This window comes from Streptomyces purpurogeneiscleroticus (genome assembly GCF_020024005.1).
In the GTDB taxonomy this organism is placed as follows: Bacteria; Actinomycetota; Actinomycetes; order Streptomycetales; family Streptomycetaceae; genus Streptomyces; species Streptomyces purpurogeneiscleroticus.
Genome location: NZ_NHSG01000121.1, coordinates 1 through 19,715 on the forward strand (window position 1 = coordinate 1; position 19,715 = coordinate 19,715).

21 protein-coding genes are annotated in these 19,715 nt (G+C 73.2%); 19 read left to right on the forward strand and 2 right to left on the reverse strand.

Features of this window, described 5'->3' with window-relative positions; all coding sequences use genetic code 11:
• The 19 genes from CCS38_RS06245 to CCS38_RS06330 all read left to right on the forward strand — a co-directional run.
• A partial coding sequence (locus tag CCS38_RS06245) for an acyl-CoA carboxylase biotin carboxyl carrier protein subunit (protein WP_223732207.1) occupies positions 1-127 on the forward strand: 127 nt, incomplete at its 5' end.
• Positions 128-405: 278 nt separating this feature from the next.
• Positions 406-1,050 (forward strand): antibiotic biosynthesis monooxygenase, encoded by a 645-nt coding sequence (locus tag CCS38_RS06250; RefSeq protein WP_223732192.1) that lies wholly within the window; start codon positions 406-408, stop codon positions 1,048-1,050.
• Positions 1,047-1,916, forward strand: coding sequence for an SCO6745 family protein (locus CCS38_RS06255; protein ID WP_223732193.1), 870 nt, complete (start codon positions 1,047-1,049; stop codon positions 1,914-1,916). Before CCS38_RS06250 ends, CCS38_RS06255 begins: the two co-directional genes overlap by 4 nt.
• An 80-nt stretch (positions 1,917-1,996) precedes the next feature.
• Positions 1,997-3,469: an FAD-dependent monooxygenase gene (locus CCS38_RS06260; RefSeq protein WP_223732194.1), complete on the forward strand. Its 1,473-nt coding sequence runs from the start codon at positions 1,997-1,999 to the stop codon at positions 3,467-3,469.
• A 50-nt stretch (positions 3,470-3,519) separates the two neighbouring features.
• Positions 3,520-3,849 (forward strand): TcmI family type II polyketide cyclase, encoded by a 330-nt coding sequence (locus CCS38_RS06265; RefSeq protein WP_030265807.1) that lies wholly within the window; start codon positions 3,520-3,522, stop codon positions 3,847-3,849.
• Positions 3,846-5,117, forward strand: a complete 1,272-nt coding sequence (locus CCS38_RS06270; RefSeq protein ID WP_223732195.1) for a beta-ketoacyl-[acyl-carrier-protein] synthase family protein — start codon at positions 3,846-3,848, stop codon at positions 5,115-5,117. Before CCS38_RS06265 ends, CCS38_RS06270 begins: the two co-directional genes overlap by 4 nt.
• Positions 5,114-6,328, forward strand: coding sequence for a ketosynthase chain-length factor (locus CCS38_RS06275; RefSeq protein WP_223732196.1), 1,215 nt, complete (start codon positions 5,114-5,116; stop codon positions 6,326-6,328). The genes CCS38_RS06270 and CCS38_RS06275 overlap by 4 nt, the downstream gene beginning before the upstream one ends.
• Before the next feature lie 60 nt (positions 6,329-6,388).
• A complete protein-coding gene (locus CCS38_RS06280) occupies positions 6,389-6,652 on the forward strand; it encodes an acyl carrier protein (RefSeq protein WP_030265815.1) in 264 nt (87 codons plus the stop codon).
• A 102-nt stretch (positions 6,653-6,754) separates the two neighbouring features.
• Positions 6,755-7,540 carry a 3-oxoacyl-ACP reductase FabG gene (gene fabG, locus CCS38_RS06285; protein WP_223732197.1) on the forward strand — a complete coding sequence of 262 codons (786 nt, stop codon included), beginning with the start codon at positions 6,755-6,757 and terminating at the stop codon, positions 7,538-7,540.
• Between the two features lie 51 nt (positions 7,541-7,591).
• Entirely contained in the window at positions 7,592-8,527 is a 936-nt protein-coding gene (locus CCS38_RS06290) for an aromatase/cyclase (RefSeq protein WP_223732198.1), read from the forward strand.
• A gap of 1 nt (position 8,528) precedes the next feature.
• Positions 8,529-10,832 carry an SDR family oxidoreductase gene (locus CCS38_RS06295; RefSeq protein ID WP_223732199.1) on the forward strand — a complete coding sequence of 768 codons (2,304 nt, stop codon included), beginning with the start codon at positions 8,529-8,531 and terminating at the stop codon, positions 10,830-10,832.
• Between the two features lie 129 nt (positions 10,833-10,961).
• Positions 10,962-12,356, forward strand: coding sequence for an MFS transporter (locus CCS38_RS06300; RefSeq protein WP_223732200.1), 1,395 nt, complete (start codon positions 10,962-10,964; stop codon positions 12,354-12,356).
• The gene (locus tag CCS38_RS06305; protein ID WP_223732201.1) at positions 12,353-12,844 is read left to right on the forward strand and encodes an acyl carrier protein; all 492 of its coding nucleotides are present in this window, start codon (positions 12,353-12,355) and stop codon (positions 12,842-12,844) included. The genes CCS38_RS06300 and CCS38_RS06305 overlap by 4 nt, the downstream gene beginning before the upstream one ends.
• Positions 12,841-13,587: a 4'-phosphopantetheinyl transferase family protein gene (locus CCS38_RS35260; protein ID WP_263301758.1), complete on the forward strand. Its 747-nt coding sequence runs from the start codon at positions 12,841-12,843 to the stop codon at positions 13,585-13,587. The genes CCS38_RS06305 and CCS38_RS35260 overlap by 4 nt, the downstream gene beginning before the upstream one ends.
• Before the next feature lie 127 nt (positions 13,588-13,714).
• Positions 13,715-15,220 (forward strand): acyl-CoA carboxylase subunit beta, encoded by a 1,506-nt coding sequence (locus CCS38_RS06315; protein WP_223732208.1) that lies wholly within the window; start codon positions 13,715-13,717, stop codon positions 15,218-15,220.
• A 10-nt stretch (positions 15,221-15,230) separates the two neighbouring features.
• Positions 15,231-15,437 carry an acyl-CoA carboxylase subunit epsilon gene (locus CCS38_RS06320; RefSeq protein ID WP_223732202.1) on the forward strand — a complete coding sequence of 69 codons (207 nt, stop codon included), beginning with the start codon at positions 15,231-15,233 and terminating at the stop codon, positions 15,435-15,437.
• A 27-nt stretch (positions 15,438-15,464) separates the two neighbouring features.
• Positions 15,465-15,596 carry a hypothetical protein gene (locus CCS38_RS35265; RefSeq protein WP_263301759.1) on the forward strand — a complete coding sequence of 44 codons (132 nt, stop codon included), beginning with the start codon at positions 15,465-15,467 and terminating at the stop codon, positions 15,594-15,596.
• Positions 15,597-15,709: 113 nt separating this feature from the next.
• Positions 15,710-16,618, forward strand: coding sequence for an alpha/beta hydrolase (locus CCS38_RS06325; RefSeq protein ID WP_223732203.1), 909 nt, complete (start codon positions 15,710-15,712; stop codon positions 16,616-16,618).
• Complete coding sequence (locus CCS38_RS06330) at positions 16,615-17,898, forward strand: MFS transporter (protein WP_223732204.1); 1,284 nt, start codon at positions 16,615-16,617, stop codon at positions 17,896-17,898. The genes CCS38_RS06325 and CCS38_RS06330 overlap by 4 nt, the downstream gene beginning before the upstream one ends.
• Positions 17,899-18,081: 183 nt before the next feature.
• Here the strand turns inward: CCS38_RS06330 and CCS38_RS06335 are convergent, their stop codons facing one another.
• Positions 18,082-18,849 carry a response regulator transcription factor gene (locus CCS38_RS06335; protein WP_223732205.1) on the reverse strand — a complete coding sequence of 256 codons (768 nt, stop codon included), beginning with the start codon at positions 18,847-18,849 and terminating at the stop codon, positions 18,082-18,084.
• Between the two features lie 219 nt (positions 18,850-19,068).
• Positions 19,069-19,715, reverse strand: a 647-nt coding sequence (locus CCS38_RS06340; protein WP_223732206.1) for a TetR/AcrR family transcriptional regulator, incomplete at its 5' end; no start/stop codon positions are given.

The window sequence follows — 19,715 nt, forward strand, 5'->3', positions numbered from 1 at the left end:
CGTCCTGGAGGCCATGAAGATGGAGCAGCCGCTGAACGCGCACCGCTCCGGCACCGTCAAGGGCCTGACCGCCGAGGTCGGCGCCTCCCTCACCGCCGGCGCCGTCATCTGCGAAATCAAGGACTGAAAAGCCGTACCGCTCCGGTCGCGAAGACCTGACGCAAGTTGACATTCATCTGACACGGAATGCCTTGAGTGGCACCGTTCGGGCGGCGAAAATAGAGATATCGGCCGCCAGGGAAACCCGATCGGCCGGCCGAGAAGAATTAACCCGGTGTTTTCCCGGGAAATCCGGAGCGAATTTCCGAGGCCGCTACGGCCGGTCGCCCGGTTCACCGCATGTCGCGCAATTCCTGGACCACTGCCAGGAGCCTTGACCACCGCCAAGAGAGAGGGAAGTAAAGAATGCTGTGCCACCCGACCCTCCCGGACATACGCCACGCCGGGACCGCGGCGGTGTTCGTCAGCCACTGGTACGTGCCGGACCGCACCACGGCCCTGAAGGACCTGGACGAGGTCACCGCCGCGTGGGAGACCGCCGAGTGGCCGGCCGACATCCTCTCCTTCAGCAGCTACCTGAGCACGGACGGCAACACCGTGCTGACCTACGCCCAGTGCGCGTCCGCCGCCGCCTACCGTCCCTTCACCCGCGCCCTGACCGGGCCCGCGTCCGCGGAGGCGGTGGAGTACCGGCTGTACCGCAGCTTCGTACCGGACGGCGCCACCGCCGACGCCCCCGGCTGCGTGGTCGCCGCGACCTTCGACACCGACGGCCCGCTGTGCCAGCGCAACGTGGTCGAGCAGATCGTCGCCACCGTCGGGCGCGAAGGCCCGCACGCGAAGGACGGCTTGCTCGCTACGCACTTCCACACCAGCGTGGACGGCACCCGGGTGCTCAACTACGCGGAGTGGACCACGGACGAGGCCCACGAGACCTTCCTGCGGGACGCCTGCTCCGGCCGGGCCCGCGCGTCCTACGAGGCCCTCCCCGGGGTGCGGCCCATCGGCTACACCCGCTACCACCTCCACCACAGCGCGGTGCGCCCGTGACCATCGACGCCACTCCCGCCAACCGCTGCCAGTTCTACCTCAACTCCCTTCACTCGCTTCTCTACTTCACCCCCGACCTCGACGAGAACCTGGCGGCGCACGGCGTCGACGACCCGATGGCCGGGTACTTCGCCGCCCGCACCGCTGCTCTGGGCCCGGTCGGCCCCGGTGCCGTCACCGCCGTCACCAACGGCTTCCACCACCGGCTGATCGCCGGGCACTTCCCCGCTGTGTGGGAGCGCGTGGCCCCCGCCAAGGTGCTCGCGGAACGGCTGCGCGCGGCCGACACGACGCTGCGCCGCTGCCTGGGCGAGGAGATCGCCGAGGCGCCCGAGACCGCCGAGGCCGCCGAGCTGGCCCTGCGCGCCGCCGAGGGCTGTGAGCGGGCCGGCCGCCCGATGTACGCGGCCCACGCCGACCTCCCCGTACCGGACCAGCCGCATCTGGCCCTCTGGCACGCCGCGACCCTGCTGCGGGAGTACCGGGGCGACGGGCACTTCGCGGTACTGACCTTCGCGGGACTGGCCGGTCTGGACGGGCTCGTCTCGCACTCCGCAGGGCCCGGGGGCATGCCCCGTGCCTTCGTGATGACCAAGCGCGGCTGGACCGACGAGGACTGGACCGCCGCCGAGGAACGGCTGCGCAACCGCGGCCTGCTGGACGCCGCGGGTGCCCTGACCGCCCGCGGTCTGGAACTGCGCGCACAGGTCGAGCGGGACACCGACCGCCTGGACGCCGCTCCGTACGCACACCTGGGCGCCGAAGGCGTCGCCCGGCTCACCACCCTGTGCCGCCGCCTGGTGACCACCGCCGCCGGCACCGGGGTCTTTCCCGCCCCGCTGCTGCCGGTCTTCGCCGACGCGTGACCGCGGCCCCCGACCGCCGGACCCCGGCGCGAACCGTCGCGCGCGACGGAACACCCCGCCCACCCAAGGAGAAAGAGGCAATGGACGCTGCAGTGATAGTTGTGGGGGCCGGCCCGGCCGGCCTCATGCTCGCGGGAGAGCTGCGGCTCGCCGGGGTCGACGTGATCGTCCTGGAGCGCCTGCCCGAGCGGACCGGTGAGTCCCGCGGCCTGGGCTTCACCGCGCGCACCATGGAGATCTTCGACCAGCGCGGGCTGCTGCCCCGCTTCGGTGACATCGAGACCAGCAACGTCGGTCACTTCGGCGGCCTGCCCGTCGACTTCGGTGTACTGGAGGGCGCGCACCAGGCCGCCAAGACCATCCCGCAGTCGCAGACCGAGGCGGTCCTGGAAGCGTGGGTGGGCGAGCTGGGCACCGACCTGCGCCGCGGCCACGAATTGGTCTCCTTCCTCGACAAGGGCGACGCGGTGGAGGTCACCGTCCGTACGCCCGGCGGGGACACGCAGACGCTGCGCACCGGCTACCTGGTCGGCTGCGACGGCGGACGCAGCACCGTCCGCAAGGCCGCGGGGTTCGACTTCCCCGGCACCGCGTCGACGCTGGAGATGTTCCTCGCCGACGTCAAGGGCCTGGACCTGGACCCGCGCATGATCGGCGAGACCTACGACGGCGGCATGGTGATGGTCGGGCCGCTGCCCGGCGGCATCACCCGCCTCATCCTCTGCGAGCGCGGCACCCCGCCGCAGCGCCGCACCAGCGCCCCCTCCTACGAGGAGATCGTCGCCGGCTGGAAGCGCGTCACCGGCCAGGACATCTCGCACGGTGAGCCGGTCTGGGTCAGCTCCTTCGGGGACGCCACCCGCCAGGTCACCGAGTACCGCCGCGGCCGCGTCGTCCTCGCCGGCGACGCCGCCCACATCCACCTGCCGGCCGGCGGCCAGGGCATGAACACCAGCATCCAGGACGCGGTCAACCTCGGCTGGAAGCTGGCCGCCGTGGCCCAGGGACGCGCCCCCGAGAGCCTGCTGGACACGTACCACGAGGAGCGGCACGCGGTGGGCCGGCGGCTGCTGATGAACACCCGGGCCCAGGGCCTGCTGTTCCTCTCCGGCGCCGAGATCCAGCCGCTGCGCGACGTCCTGAACGAGCTGATCGGCTACGAGGACGTCAGCCGCCACCTGGCCGCGATGGTCAGCGGACTGGAGATCCGGTACGAGACCAGCGGCGGCACCCATCCGCTGCTCGGCCGCCGGATGCCCGACCTCGCACTGACCCGCCCCGACGGCCGCACCACGGGCAGCACCGCGCTGCTCCACTCCGGCCGCGGCGTCCTGCTCGACCTGGCCGACAACCCCGTCCTGCGCGGCCGCGCGGCCGGCTGGTCGGACCGCGTCGACCTCATCACCGCCACCGCCACGCCGGCCGAGGGCAGCGACCTGGCCGGCACCACCGCCGTACTGGTCCGCCCCGACGGCTACGTCGCCTGGGCCGCGCCCGGCAGCCACGACGACCTGCCCATGTCCCTGGAGCGGTGGTTCGGCCCCGCCCGCTGAGCCCCGCCCACAGCGCCGGATTCCCACCGGCCGACAAGGAGATCCCACCTATGCACAGCACCCTCATCGTCGCGCGGATGAACCCGCAGTCCGCCGAGGACGTCGCCCGCCTCTTCGGGGAGTTCGACGGCACCGAGATGCCCCACCGCATGGGCACGCGGCGCCGCCAGCTCTTCTCGTACCGCGGCCTCTACTTCCACCTGCAGGACTTCGACACCGACAACGGCGGCGCGCTGATCGAGGAAGCGAAGACCGACCCCCGCTTCGTGCAGATCAGCGACGACCTCAAGCCCTTCATCGAGGCGTACGACCCGGCCACCTGGCGCTCGCCCTCCGACGCGATGGCGACCCGCTTCTACAACTGGGAGGCGTCCGCGTGAGCGCCCGACGCGTGGCCATCACCGGCATCGGGGTCCTCGCCCCGGGCGGTGTCGGCACCAAGAACTTCTGGAGCCTGCTGAGCGAGGGCCGCACCGCGACCCGCGCCATCACCTTCTTCGACGCCTCCTCCTTCCGCTCCCGGGTGGCGGCGGAGATCGACTTCGACCCCGAGCTGCACGGCCTGTCTCCCCAGGAAATCCGCCGGATGGACCGGGCCGCCCAGTTCGCCGTCGTCGCGGCCCGCGAGGCGCTCGGCGACAGCGGCCTGGAGTTCGAGCAGCTCGACCCGTTCCGCACGGGTGTCACGGTCGGCAGCGCCGTCGGCGCCACCATGGGCCTGGACACCGAGTACCGCACCGTCAGCGACGGCGGACGGCTGGACCTGGTCGACCACACCTACGCCGTACCGCACCTGTACGACTACCTCGTCCCCAGCTCGTTCGCGGCCGAGGTCGCCTGGGCGACCGGCGCGCAGGGCCCGGCCACCGTGGTCTCCACCGGCTGCACCTCCGGCATCGACTCGGTCGGCCACGCCGTCGAGCTGATCCGCGAGGGCAGCGCCGACGTCATGATCGCCGGCTCCTCGGACGCCCCGATCTCGCCCATCACGATGGCGTGCTTCGACGCGATCAAGGCGACCACGCCCCGCCAGGACAGCCCCGAGACGGCCTCCCGGCCCTTCGACAACACCCGCAACGGCTTTGTACTGGGCGAGGGTTCGGCCTTCTTCGTCCTGGAGGAGCTGACCGCGGCCCAGGCGCGCGGCGCGCACATCTACGCCGAGATCGCCGGCTACGCCACCCGCTCCAACGCGTACCACATGACCGGTCTGCGCCCGGACGGCGCGGAGATGGCCGAGGCCATCCGCGTGGCCATGGCCGAGGCCCGGCTGAACGCCGAGGACATCGACTACATCAACGCGCACGGCTCGGGCACCAAGCAGAACGACCGCCACGAGACCGCCGCGTTCAAGAAGAGCCTCGGCGACCACGCCTACGCCACGCCGGTCAGCTCCATCAAGTCCATGGTGGGCCACTCGCTGGGCGCCATCGGCTCCATCGAGATCGCCGCCAGCGCGCTGGCCATGGAGCACCACGTCGTCCCGCCCACGGCCAACCTGCACACCCCCGACCCCGAATGCGACCTGGACTACGTCCCGGTCACCGCGCGCGAGCAGCGCACCGACGCCGTGCTGACCGTGGGCAGCGGCTTCGGCGGCTTCCAGTCCGCGATGGTGCTCGCCCGGCCCGAGAGGAGCGAGGCATGACCACCTCCGTGGCAGTGACCGGCCTGGGAGTCGCCTCTCCCAACGGGCTCGGCACCCAGGACTTCTGGGCGGCCACCCGGATCGGCAAGAGCGGCATCGGCCGCGTCAGCCGCTTCGACGCCTCGTCCTACCCGGCGACGCTGGCCGGCGAGGTGCCCGGCTTCGACGCCAAGGCCCACCTGCCGAGCCGGCTGATCCCGCAGACCGACCACATGACCCGCATGGCGCTGGTGGCGGCGGACTGGGCGCTGGCCGACGCCGGCATCGTCCCCGGCGAGCAGCCCGAGTTCGACATGGGCGTGATCACCGCCAGCTCCTCCGGTGGCTTCGAGTTCGGCCAGAACGAGCTCCGGAAGCTCTGGAGCCAGGGCAGCCAGTACGTCAGCGCGTACCAGTCCTTCGCCTGGTTCTACGCCGTCAACAGCGGGCAGATCTCCATCCGCAACGGCATGAAGGGCCCCAGCGGCGTCCTCGTCAGCGACCAGGCCGGCGGGCTCGACGCGCTGGCCCAGGCCCGCCGCCAGATCCGCAAGGGCACCCCGCTGATCGTCTCCGGCGCCGTGGACGCCTCGATCTGCCCCTGGGGCTGGGCCGCCCAGCTCACCAGCGGGCGCCTGTCCACCAGCGACAACCCCGACCGCGCCTACATCCCGTTCGACGCGGCCGCCGGCGGCCATGTGCCGGGCGAGGGCGGGGCCCTCCTCGTCATGGAGGACACCGAGGCGGCCCGCGCCCGTGGCGCCCGTATCTACGGCGAACTCGTCGGATACGCCGCGACGTTCGACCCCAAGCCGGGCACCGGCGGGGAGCCCGGGCTGCGCCGCGCCATCGAGCTGGCCCTGAAGGAGGCGGACTGCGCCCCGCAGGACGTGGACGTGGTCTTCGCGGACGCCGCCGGGACCGTGGCGCTGGACCGGGCCGAGGCGGACGCGCTGCGCGCCGTCTTCGGCGCCCGGGGCGTCCCGGTGACCGCGCCGAAGACCATGACCGGCCGGCTGTACTCGGGCGCCGCGCCGCTGGACGTGGCCGCCGCCCTGCTGGCCATGGACGAGGGCCTCATCCCGCCCACCGTGCACACCGACCCCGACCCGGCCTACGACCTCGACCTGGTCGTCGGCCAGCCGCGCACCGCCGAGGTCCGCACCGCGCTGGTGCTGGCCCGCGGCCACGGCGGCTTCAACTCCGCCGTGGTGCTCCGCGCCGACGGCTGACCTCCCGCTGTGTCCCGCAACGGCGCGGGACACCCATGATCCGAACACGAAGGAACGCACATGTCTGCTGTATTCACCCTGGACGACCTCAAGCGCATCCTCCTGGAGGGCGCCGGCGCCGACGAGGGCGTCGACCTGGACGGCGACATTCTCGACACCGACTTCGAGGAGCTGGGCTACGAGTCCCTGGCCCTGCTGGAGACCGGCGGCCGCATCGAGCGCGAGTGGGGCATCACGCTGGACGACTCGGCGCTGACCGACGCCGCCACGCCGCGCGCGCTCATCGAGACGGTCAACGCCCACCTGGCCCTGTCCGCGGCCTGATCCCGCACCCGGGGCGGCCGCACTTCACCCGCGGCCGCCCCGGACCCCGGTCCCTCTCTCCCCTCCCGGCACCGGCCGGGCCCTGACACAAGGAGTCCCTTCATGTCCCGTACCACCGGACGCCTCGCCCTCATCACCGGCGGCACCAGCGGCATCGGTCTGGCCGCAGCGCGCCTGCTGGGCGAGCAGGGCCACACCGTCTTCCTCGGCGCCCGCAACGCCGAGAACGTGGCGCGGACCGTCAAGCAGCTGCGCGAGGACGGCATCGAGGCCGACGGCGCCGAGCTGGACGTCCGCGACGACGAGAGCGTGCACGCCTTCGTGCAGGCCGCTGTCGACCGCCACGGCAGCGTCGACGTCCTGGTCAACAACGCCGGCCGCAGCGGCGGCGGCGTGACCGCCGACATCGCCACCGAGCTGTGGCACGACGTCATCGACACCAACCTCAACAGCGTCTTCCGCATGACCCGCGAGGTGCTCAACACCGGCCGGATGCGCCACAAGAGCCGCGGCCGCATCATCAACATCGCCTCCACGGCCGGCAAGCAGGGCGTCGTCCTCGGTGCTCCGTACTCGGCCTCCAAGCACGGCGTCGTCGGCTTCACCAAGGCCCTCGGCAACGAGCTGGCCCCGACCGGCATCACCGTCAACGCCGTGTGCCCCGGCTACGTCGAGACCCCGATGGCCCAGCGCGTCCGCCAGGGCTACGCCGAGGCGTACAACGCCACCGAGGACGCCATCCTCGAGAAGTTCCAGTCCAAGATCCCGCTGGGCCGCTACTCCACCCCGGAGGAGGTCGCCGGACTGGTCGGCTACCTCGCCTCCGACACCGCCGCCTCCATCACCTCGCAGGCGCTCAACGTCTGCGGCGGCCTCGGCAACTTCTGATCCCCCGCTTCGTCTTTCCAAGGCTTTCCAAGGCTTCCCAAGGAGTTCAACATGACGGTCCGTGAGGTCGAGCACGAGATCACCGTGCAGGCCCCCGCCGCCGAGGTCTACCGCCTGCTCGCCGAGGTGGAGAACTGGCCCCGCATCTTCCCGCCGACCCTCTACGTCGACCACGTCGAGCAGGGCGCCAACGAGGAGCGCATCCGGATCTGGGCCACCGCCAACGGCGAGGCCAAGAACTGGACGTCCCGCCGCACCCTCGACCCCGAGGCGCTGCGGATCACCTTCCGCCAGGAGGTGTCGGCGCCGCCGGTCGCGGCCATGGGCGGCACCTGGATCATCGAGGCGCTCGGCGCGGACGAGTCCCGGATCCGGCTGCTGCACGACTACCGCGCGATCGACGACGACCCGGCCTCCCTGGAGTGGATCGACCAGGCCGTCGACCGCAACTCCCGCTCGGAGCTGGCCGCGCTGAAGACCAACGTCGAACTGGCCCACGCCTCGGCGGACCTGACCTTCTCCTTCGAGGACACGGTCCACATCGCGGGCTCCGCCAAGGACGCGTACGACTTCATCAACGAGGCGCACCTCTGGCAGGAGCGGCTCCCGCACGTGGCCTCGGTACGCCTGGAGGAGGACACCCCCGGGCTGCAGAGCCTGGAGATGGACACCCGCGCCAAGGACGGCTCCACGCACACCACGAAGTCGTACCGGGTCTGCTTCCCGCACCACAAGATCGCCTACAAGCAGGTCACGCTGCCGGCGCTGATGACCCTGCACACCGGCCGGTGGACGTTCGAGGAGACCGCTGACGGTGTGTCCGCGACCTCGCAGCACACGGTCGTCCTGAACACCGAGAACATCACGAAGATCCTCGGCCCCGAGGCCGGCGTCGCCGAGGCCAGGGAGTACGTGCGCACCGCGCTCAGCACCAACAGCCGGGCCACGCTGGGCCACGCCAAGGACCACGCCGAGGCGCGACGCTGAGATGGCCGCACTGGACACCCAGGTCATCGTCGTCGGGGCCGGTCCCGTAGGGCTGATGCTCGCCGGGGAACTGCGGCTGGGCGGTGCGGACGTCGTCGTGCTGGAAGCACGCACGGCCCCCACCACCGAGTCGCGGGCCTCCACCCTGCACGCCCGCACCATGGAGATCCTCGACTCCCGCGGCCTGCTGGAAGAGCTGGGCACCCCGCCCCGCGAACCGCGCGGCCACTTCGGCGGCATCCCCCTGGACCTGACCCTCGACAGCAGCCACCCTGGCCAGTGGAAGGTGCTCCAGCACCGCACCGAGGAACTGCTGGAGAAGTGGGCGCGGTCGCTCGGCGCCGACGTACGCCGCGGGCACGAGGTCCGCGGCCTGTCGGTCCTCGACGACCGCGTCGAGGCCGAGTCGGTGAAGGAGGACGGATCCACCGTCACCCTGTCGGCGCTGTGCGTCGTCGGCTGCGACGGCGAGAACAGCACCGTGCGCCGGCTGACCGGCGCCGACTTCCCCGGCCGGGACGCCGTCCGCGAGCTGCTGCGCGCGGACGTGGCGGGGCTGGACATCCCGAACCGGCGCTTCGAACGGCTGGAGAAGGGGCTGGCCATCGCCGCCCGGCGGGACGACGGCGTCACCCGCGTCATGGTGCACGAGTTCGGCCGGCCGGCCGGCACGCGCACCGGCGAACCGGACTTCGCCGAGGTCGCGGCGGTCTGGGAGCGGGTCACGGGGGAGGACATCAGCGGCGGCACCCCGCTGTGGGTCAACTCCTTCGGCGACGCCGACCGGCAGGCCACCGCCTACCGCGACGGGCGCGTCCTGCTGGCCGGTGACGCCGCGCACCAGCAGATGCCCATCGGCGGGCAGGCGCTGAACCTGGGGCTCCAGGACGCGGTCAACCTCGGCTGGAAACTCGCCATCCAGGTCCGCAGGCTCGGCAGCGAGGGCCTGCTGGACAGCTACCACGACGAACGGCACGCGGTCGGCGCCCGTGTGCGGTCCAACATCCAGGCGCAGGCCAGGCTGCTGCTGGGCGGCCCCGAGGTGGAGGCGGTGCGCTCCGTACTGGCCGAGCTGATCGCCAAGGAGCCGGTACGCGCCCACCTGGCGGGCATGATCTCCGGCCTGGACGTCCGGTACGACGTCGGCACCGGCGGCCACCCGCTGCTGGGCGCCCGGCTTCCGCACACCCCGCTGCTCCGCGCCGACGGCAGCGCCACCACCGCGGCGGCCCTGCTGCGCACCGGCCGCGGCCTGCTGCTGGACCTGTCCGGCGAGCAGGACGCCGAAGCGCCGCTGCACCGGGCCGCCGCGGGCCGTGAGGACCGGGTCACCGTGCTCTCCGCCCGCCTGGCCGGCGGCGCGGACGACCACCCGCTGGCCGGGGCCGGCGCCGTCCTGGTCCGGCCCGACGGCCACCTCGTGTGGACGGGACGGACGACTGACGGCCTGGACGCCGCGCTGTACCGCTGGTTCGGCCTCACCGGGCCGGCCGCACCACTGACGAACCCGGCCGCGTCCGCGGCCGCGCAGGGAGGGAACACCATGGGCAGGCTCAACGGAAAGACGGCGCTGGTCACCGGCTCCAGCCGGGGCATGGGGCGGGCCACCGCCGTGCGGCTGGCGCGCGAGGGCGCGCTGGTCGCCGTGCACTACACGAGCAACAAGGAGGCGGCCGCCGAGACCGTCGCGCTCATCGAGACGGAGGGCGGCCGGGCCTTCACGGTCCGCGCCGAGCTGGGCGTGCCCGGCGACGTGCACGAGCTGTTCCTCGCGCTGGAGGCCGGCCTGAAGGAGCGGACCGGCACCACCGACCTGGACATCCTGGTCAACAACGCGGGCGAGATGGGCGGCGTCTCCGTCGACGACACCACCCCGGAGAAGTTCGACCGGCTGGTCGCCGTCAACGCCAAGGCGCCGTTCTTCCTCATCCGGCGGGCGCTGAAGAACATGCCGGACGGCGGCCGCATCATCAACATCTCCTCCGGGCTGACCCACTTCGCCAACCCCGAGGAGATCGCCTACGCGATGACCAAGGGCGCGGTCGAGCAGCTCGCGCTGCACTTCGCCAAGCTCCTGGGGCCGCGCAACATCACCGTCAACAGCGTCGCGCCGGGCATCACCCGCAACGGCAACCCGGTGTTCGACATCCCCGAGGCGGTCGAGCAGATGGCACAGCTCTCCGCGTTCAACCGGGTCGGTGAGCCCGAGGACGTCGCCGACGTCGTCACCTTCCTCGCCACCGACGACGCCCGCTGGGTCACCGGCGCCTTCCTCGACGCCAGCGGCGGCACCCTGCTGGGTTGAACCGGACGGGCCGGCGCGGCCGCCCTCTCCGGCCGCGGGGTCCGGACGCCCGGACGTCCGGCCCCCGCGCCCCCAGGACCAGCCACCTCTCCCACCGGGAAGACCACCATGACGTCTACGACTCCTTCCGTGCCCCGCCCCGCCGCGGCCGCCGCCGGCACGCGGCGGTGGGGCCTGCTGACCGTCCTCGCCGGCAATATGCTCATCGACGCCCTGGAGGTGTCCGTACTGGTCGTGGCGGCGCCCGCCATCGGCGCCGACCTGCACCTGGCGCCGGCCGGCACGCAGTGGACCATGAGCGGTTTCGCCCTGGGCTTCGCCGGTCTGCTGCTGCTCGGACCGCGGCTGGCCGCCCGCTGGGGCAGGCGGCGCCTGTACCTGACCGCGCTGGCCGTCTTCGCCGTCGCGTCCCTCGTCGCGGGCATCGCCACCGACCCGGTACTCCTGGTGGCCACCCGCTTCGTCAAGGGCGGCTGCGCCGCGCTGACGGCGCCGATGGGGCTGGCCATCATCATGTCCGTCTTCCCCGAAGGCCCGGTGCGGCGGCGCGCGATCTCCGTGTACACGCTCTTCGGGGCCAGCGGCTTCGCCACGGGCCTGCTGCTCTCCGGGCTGCTGACCGGCTGGGACTGGCGCTTCACCCTGGCCTTCCCCGCGCCGGTGGTGGCCGTGCTGTTCGTCGCCGGGCTGCGGCTCATCCCCGCGCAGGAACCCGGGGCGGCGCGGCAGCCGCTGCCCCTGGCGCGGGTCCTGCTGCTGACCGCGGGCACCGCGGCCCTCGTCGGCGGGATCGCTCTCGTACCCACCGACGGCTGGACCGGTCCGCGCACGGCCGGACTGCTGCTGACGGCCGCGGTCCTCTACGTCCTGCTGGTGGTACGGGAACGCCGCGCGGCGGCCCCGCTGCTGCCCGCCTCCGTACGCACCAGCGCCGCGCTGCGCAGGTCGGCGCTGGGCGCCGCCTGCCTCAACGGGTCCTACCTGGGCATGCTGTTCATCGCCACGCTGCAGCTGCAGGACGAGCTCGGCCACAGTCCGCTGCAGACGGCGCTGGCCTTCCTGCCCGCGAGCCTGCCGCTGGCCCTGACCGCCCTGCACTCCGGGGCGATGGTCCAGCGCTTCGGGGCCCGGCCGCTCATCGCCGCCGGCTCCCTGGCCGCGTTCGCCGGGTACCTCCTGCTGCTGCGGGAGAGCACGTCGTACGTCACCGGGCTGCTGCCCAGCCTCCTCCTGGTGGGCACCGGCTTCGTGCTGGCCTTCACCGCCCTGAACACCCAGGCCGTCTCCGAGGCGGCCGACAGCGACAAGGCCGTCGCGGGCGCGGCGTACCAGACGGCCGTCCAGGCCGGTGCCGCGCTCATGCCGGCGCTGGCCGCGGCGCTGCTGACGGCCGGCACCGGAGCGCCGGACCACCGCTCCGCCCATCTGCTCGTCGCCGCCGTCGGCCTGCTCGGCGTGGTCACGGCACTGGCCGGCCTCGCCGCTCCCACCACCGTCCGCCACTCACCGAAGGAATCCGGATGACTGTCCAAGACAGCCGCATGGCCTGGGACGTCGACGCCTGGGAACTCGACGCCTGGGACGTCGATGCCTGGGACGTCGACGGCTGGGAGTTCGACGACGACACGGAAGACACGCTGCTCGGGCCGGAGGTCGCGGTGCCCGGCCGGTCCGTGATGGTCACGCTCTCCCTCGAAGAGCGCACCCGCATCATCGACGCGTACGTCCGCCGGGAACTCGCCCGCGTCCTCCTCGTGGCCCCGCGCGACATCGACGTCTCCGGCCGCACGATGAACAGCCTCGGCATCGGCTCCGTCGCCGGCCTCCAGCTCCAGAACCGCATCGAACGCGCGCTGGAGGTGGAGGTGAACCTCCAGATGCTGCTGCTGGCCAACAGCGCCCAGGAGCTCATCGACTGCCTCGCCGGCCAGCTCGGCCCCGAAGGCCACGGAAACGGCCACGGAAATGGCCACGGCACCGGTCACGGCCACAGAGTCAGGCAGCACGCATGAACGGTTTCCTCGACGCCTGGCTGCTCCGCCTGCCCCGCCCCGACCAGCTCGGACCACTGCTCGACAGCTCGGAACTGGACGCGCGCGAACAGGCCCGCGGCCGCTCCTTCACCCGGCCCCACGACGGCGTGCTGTACGCCTCGGCACACATCGCCCTGCGCCGGGTCCTCGGCCACTACCTCGGACTCGCCCCGGAACAGGTGCCGTTCGTCCGCGAACCGTGTCCCGGCTGCGGCGACCCCCACGGGCGCCCCGCCGTGGCCCACCCCGACCCGCCGCTGCACTTCTCGCTCTCGCACAGCAGCGGCATGGTGCTCGTCGCCGTCGCCGACGCGACCGTCGGTGCCGACGTCGAGCGCCGCCCGCGCCCCGGCACCGTCGAGGTGTGCACCCCCTCGCTCCACCCGGCCGAACGGGCCGAGATCGAGGAGGTACCGCCGCCCGGGCACTGCGCCGCCTTCGGCCGCGTCTGGACGCGCAAGGAGGCGTACCTCAAGGCCCTGGGCACCGGGCTCAGCCGCTCGCCGGCCGCCGACTACCTCGGCGCCGACGTCCCGCGGCGCCCGCCGGGCTGGTCCGTCCTGGACCTCGACTGCGGTCCGCACCACGACGGTGCGATCGCCTACCGGGGCGCGGCCGAGGCGCCCCGCGCCGTGCACCGGCTGCCCACTGCCGTACTGCTTCCCGGCGGCGCGTCCGTGCCGGCCGCCACCGGCATCCCGGCCCTGTCGTCCGCCGCCTGACCGGCGCGGCACGTGGCCCGACGTACCCCACCGACCGCAAGAGGAGATCTCAGTGACCGTCACCGATGTCACCCCGACCGTGCTGCCGCCCGAGGCCCACCTGGCGGAGCTGGAAACGCTCAAGGAGATGGCCCGCCAGGGACCGGATCCGGCCGCCACCGAACGCCAGCACGCCCGGGGCAAACTCACCGCGCACGAACGCATCGAACTGCTCCTGGACGAGGGCTCGTTCACGGAGGTCGAGCCGCTGCGCCGGCACCGCGCGACCGGCTTCGGCCTGGAGAACAAGAAGCCCTACACCGACGGTGTGATCACCGGCTGGGGCACCGTCCACGGCCGTACCGTCTTCGTCTACGCGCACGACTTCCGGATCTTCGGCGGCGCGCTCGGCGAGGCCCACGCGCAGAAGATCCACAAGATCATGGACATGGCCCTCCAGGCCGGTGCGCCCCTGGTGTCGCTGAACGACGGCGCGGGTGCCCGTATCCAGGAAGGCGTCTCCGCGCTCGCCGGGTACGGCGGCATCTTCCAGCGCAACACCAAGGCGAGCGGCGTCATCCCGCAGATCAGCGTCATGCTGGGCCCCTGCGCCGGCGGCGCTGCCTACTCGCCCGCCCTGACCGACTTCGTCTTCATGGTCCGGGACACCTCGCAGATGTTCATCACCGGCCCGGACGTGGTCCGCGCGGTGACCGGCGAGGAGATCACCCAGAACGGGCTGGGCGGCGCCGATGTGCACGCCGAGACCTCCGGCGTGGCCCACTTCGCGTACGACGACGAGCGGACCTGCCTCGAAGAGGTCCGCTACCTGCTCTCGCTGCTGCCGTCCAACAACCGCGAACTGCCGCCCTCCGCACCGGCCAACGACCCCGTCGACCGCTCGTGCGAGGACCTGCTGGACGTGGTCCCCGCCGAGCCGGGCCGCACGTACGACATCCGCGCCGTGATCGAGGAGATCGCCGACGACGGCGAGTACTTCGAGGTGCACCCGGGGTGGGCGGCCAACATCGTGTGCGCGCTGACCCGCTTCGACGGCGAGGTGGCCGGCATCGTCGCCAACCAGCCCGCCCACTTCGCCGGCGTCCTGGACATCGAGGCCAGCGAGAAGGCGGCGCGCTTCGTGCAGTTCTGCGACGCCTTCAACATCCCCCTCGTCACGCTCGTGGACGTGCCCGGCTTCCTGCCCGGGGTCGACCAGGAGCACAACGGCATCATCCGGCGCGGCGCCAAGCTCCTGTACGCGTACTGCAACGCCACGGTCCCGCGGATCTCCCTGGTACTGCGCAAGGCGTACGGCGGCGCGTACATCGTCATGGATTCCCGCTCGATCGGCACCGACCTCGCGCTGGCCTGGCCGAGCAACGAGATCGCCGTGATGGGCGCGGAGGGCGCGGCCAACGTCATCTTCCGCCGGGAGATCGCCGCCTCCGCCGACCCGGAGGAGACCCGCGCCCAGAAGATCCGCGAGTACCGCGAAGAGCTGATGCACCCCTACTACGCCGCCGAGCGCGGCCTGGTGGACGACGTCATCGACCCGCGCAGCACGCGCCAGGTCATCGCCCGGTCGCTGGCGATGCTGCGCAGCAAGCACGCCGGCCTGCCCTCCCGCAAGCACGGCAACCCGCCCCAGTAAGGAGTACCGAGTGAGCGAAGCACGCGACGTGATCCGTGTGGAGAAGGGCTCGCCCACCCCCGAGGAGCTGGCGGCCGTCACCGCCGTCCTGCTCCGGGTCATGGCCGCCGCTCCCGAAGAGCCCGCGCCGGTCCGGCCCGCCACCGCGCGCTGGCGCCGGCTGGAGCGCGCCGAGCGCGGCCCCGGTCCGCGCAGCTGGCAGGAACTGGCCGCGTAGCGCCGTGCCGTACGAGGAGGAAACACCGTGACCGTGACACAGGAAGCGCCCGGTACCGTCGAGGACACCGGCCCGCCGCGGGCCGGGTGGCAGCTGCCGCCCCTCGAAGCCGAGGACGACTTCGACGCCGAACCGCACATCATCCGCGGTACGGACTGACCGGCCGCATCCCGGGCGGGCGCCGCTTCCCCGGCGCCCGCCCGCGCACGTCCGCCTCTGCTCCCCCCTCTTCCCTGCCACCGCCGGGCACCCACCCGACTTGGAGTACTTCCATGCCCCAGCTGCTGCCGCCCGAGGCACCGCCCACCCCGCCGGACGATCCGGTCCGTGCCGTCGAGGTCGAGGCGGGCCCGCTCCGCCTGTCCGGCCTGCTCGCCCTGCCGGCCGCCCCGCCGCGCGCCGTGCTCGTCGCGCTGCACGGCGGCGGGATGCGGGCCGGCTACTTCCACGGCCGGGCCGACCCGGCCACCTCGATGCTCTCGCTCGCGGCCTCCTGCGGGTACGCGGCGCTCGCGCTGGACCGGCCCGGGTACGGGAGTTCGGCGGCAGCGCTGCCCGACGGCCTGTCGCTGGCCGAGCAGGCCGGGTATGTCCTGGCGGCCCTGGAGAGCTACGCGCGCGAACACCCGGTGGGGGCGGGCTTCTTCCTGCTGGGGCACTCGATGGGCGGGAAGCTCGCTCTGATGACCGCGGCCCGTGACGGCGCCGGCGCGGGCGCGCGGCGGCTGCTCGGCGTCGATGTGTCCGGCATCAGCGACCGCTGGGCCGTCGGCTCCGACCGGCTGGCGGACCCCGCCGGCCGCCGCGGCCACCGGCTGCACTGGGGCCCGCTGGCCCTGTACCCGCCGGGCACCTTCCGGATGGCCGAGCCGCTGGTGGGCCCGATACCCCGCAACGAGCTGCGGGACGTGCCGTGCTGGCCGCGTACCTATCCGTCGGTGGCCCGTGACGTCCGGGTGCCGGTGCGCTTCACCTTCGCCGAGCACGAGAAGTGGTGGCGGTCCGACCGGTGGACGGTGGAGGCGATGACGGCCCGGCTGGCCTCGCCCCTCGTCCGCGTCGAACGGCTGGCCTGCGCGGGCCACAACATCAGCCTGGGGCGGACGGCGCGCGGCTACCACCTGGGCGTCCTCGCGTTCCTGGAGGAGTGCGTGGCGCGCGCCGAAGCGGGCGCGCGATGAGCGGCGGCGCCGTACTGCGCGGCATGACGGCGTCGCTGCGGGTGCGCAACTTCCGGCTGTTCACGCTGGGCCAGCTCGCCTCGGTGACCGGCACCTGGATGATGTTCACCGCGCAGGACTGGCTCGTGCTGCGGCTGACCGGGGATTCGGCCGCCGCGCTCAGCGCGGTCACGGCGGCCCAGTTCGCGCCCGTCCTGCTGCTGACGCTGCTGGGCGGCCGGCTGGCGGACCGGTACGACAAGCGCCGGCTGCTGCTGGCGGCCAATCTCGCCTCGGCGGTACTGGCCTGCCTGCTGGCGGCCGTGGCGATCGGCGGCGGGCTGCGGCTGTGGCACATCATCGGCTGCGCGGCGGGCCTGGGCGTGGTCAACGCGGTGGAGATCCCGGCGCGGATGTCCTTCGTCAGCGAGATGGTCGGCGGTGAACTGCTGCCGAATGCCTCGGCGTTGAGCGCCGCGTACTTCAACACGGCCCGGGTGCTGGGGCCCGCCGCCGCGGGCGCGCTCATCAGCGTGTGGGGCGCCCCGGCGGTGCTGCTGCTCAACACCGTCAGCTATCTGGGCACGGTGGTCGCGCTGGCGCGGATGCGCCCGCAGGAGCTGTACCGGGGCACCGCCCGGGCGGCCCGCGGCGGCGTCGTGGCCGGACTGCGGTACGTCGCCGCGCGGCGCGACCTGCTGCTGCCGCTCGCGCTGGTGGCCCTGCTGGCGCTGGTCGGCTTCAACTTCCAGGTCACGCTGCCGCTGCTGGCCAGAACGGTCTTCGGCACCGGGCCCGGCACCTTCGGGCTGCTGACCGCGGCGATGGCGGCCGGCTCGCTGGTGGCGGCGCTGGTCACCACCGTGCGCCGGGGCCGGCCGCGGCAGCGCGTCGTGCTGGCCGCGGCGGTGGCCTTCGGCGTCGCGGAGATCGCTTCCGGGCTGGCGCCCACCTTCCCCGTCGCGCTGCTTTCCCTGGCCGTGACCGGCTTCGCCATGATCGTGTTCTCGCAGGCGGCCAACCACCGCATACAGCTGGGCACCGAGTCCGCCTACCGCGGCCGCGTCATGGCCCTCTACACCGTGATCTACCAGGGCACCACGCCCATCGGCGCGCTGCTGACCGGCTGGCTGGCCGGTGCCGCCGGTGCGCGCAGCGGTCTGTGGGTGGCGGGGGTGGTCTGCCTGGCCGGGGCGCTGGGCGCCTGCGTCCTCGCCGCCCCGCGCGGCCGGCGGACCGGCGCCCGGCCCGTCCCGGTCCGCCCGGAAGCGGACGAACGGGCGTCCGCCTCATCCGGATAGGCGGCTTCACGGTCCGGTCCGCCGCGTGGCCGTCCGCCCGCTGTGCCGCGTGGCCGGCGCCGTACCGTGCTCGTCAGGGGCGTACGGGCGGCGCTCGCACATGTGCGGACGGCAGGCGTGGCGGGCCGGCGGCAACCGCGGCGGGCGGTGAGGCCGGTACCGGTAGGGGTCATGCGGGTGTCCTCACTTCGCCGGGGAGGGGGAGTTCCAGGGCTGGCCGAGCCGGAAACCGACACCGCGCACGGTGACGATCCAGTCGCCCGAGCCGAGCTTGCGGCGCAGCCCGTTGACGTGGGTGTCCAGCGTGCGGCTGCGCGGTGTGTCGGTGTCCTGCCAGACCTGCTGGAGGATCTGCCGCCGGGTGGCCACGGCACCGGGCCGGGAGGCCAGGAGCAGCAGCAGGTCGAACTCCTTGCGGGTGAGCGGGACGGGCCGGCCGTGCAGCCGTACGGTACGGGTGGTCTGCTCAACGACGAGCGGCCCCAGCTGCAGGACCGCGCCGGCCGTGGCCGCGGGGCGGGCCCGGCGCATCACCGCGCCCATTCTGGCCAGCAGTTCGCGGAATCCGTAGGGCTTCACCAGGTAGTCGTCGGCGCCGGCCTGGAGCCCGAGCACCCGGTCGACCTCGCTGTCCCGGGCGGTGACCGCGAGCAGCGGGGTGTCGCACACGGCGGTGATGGACCGGCAGATCTCCAGCCCGTCCACGTCGGGAAGTTCCAGGTCGATCAGGATCACATCGGCGTGGTGGTGCTCGCGCAGCGCCGCGGCGCCGGTCGCGGCGGTCCTGACCTGGTGGCCGTGGCGCTCCAGGCTGCGGGTGAGGGTCTGGGCGGTGCGGGCGTCGTTCTCGACGACGAGTACCCGCCACGGCCCGGCCGGCTGCGCGGTGAGCGGCGGCGGGCCGGGGCGGGCCGGTGACGGATGGGGGAGTGACCTGACCGTCTGTGACACGGGCTCCTCCTGAAGTTCGCGGGTGGACGCGGGCTGCGAGGAGGGTGCGGACGGCGGCCGCGGCGCTGCGGTACCGCCCGTGCGCATGACGGAATACGGGCATGATTCCCCCGTCGATGCGCCCCTCGGGCGCTGCCCAGAGCACAGTGGCACGCGAGCGGCCGCGCGGAACGGTTGATAGCACCTAGGTTGAGCCCGTCCCGCGGCTCGGCCCGTTGCTCAGGAGGCGGGGCCGTGCAGGGCGAGGAAGGCCGCGACGCCGGACTCGACCAGCGCCGCCGTCTCGTCGGCCGGCAGCGGCAGCGCACCGTGCAGGGAGCGCTCGTACACCTCCGAGGTCACCAGCTGGGTGAAGTGGACGGCCAGGGTCTCCGGGGTGGTGCTGTCGCGCAGCGCGCCGGCCTTCACCAGTCCGCCGAGCCGCTCGGCCAGCCGGGCGCGCACCCGGCCGGGGCCGGTGCCGCGCCAGCTCTCGATGACGTGCGGCGGCAGGTGCGGGGCCTCGGCGAAGATCACGCGGACCAGGGCGAAGTGGCTCTCGAATTCGGTCTGCGGAACGGCCAGCGCGCGGCCCAGGGCGGTGAGCGCGGCGGTCGGGTCGGCCCCGGGGTCGCCCAGGTGGTGGTCGATGACCTCCTCCTGGTGTGCGGCGACGGCCTGGGAGCTCTGCTGCACGACGGCGAGGAAGAGGTGCTCCTTGTCCTGGTGGTGGTTGTAGATCGTGCGCTTGGAGACCCCGGCCTCGGCGGCGATGGCGTCGACGCTGGCCCGGCTGTAGCCCTCCCTCCCGAAGACGGTGCGGGCCGCGCAGTCGATGGCGGCGCGCTTTCCGGGGCGGCCGGTGGGCGCGGGATCGGGGGTCGTGC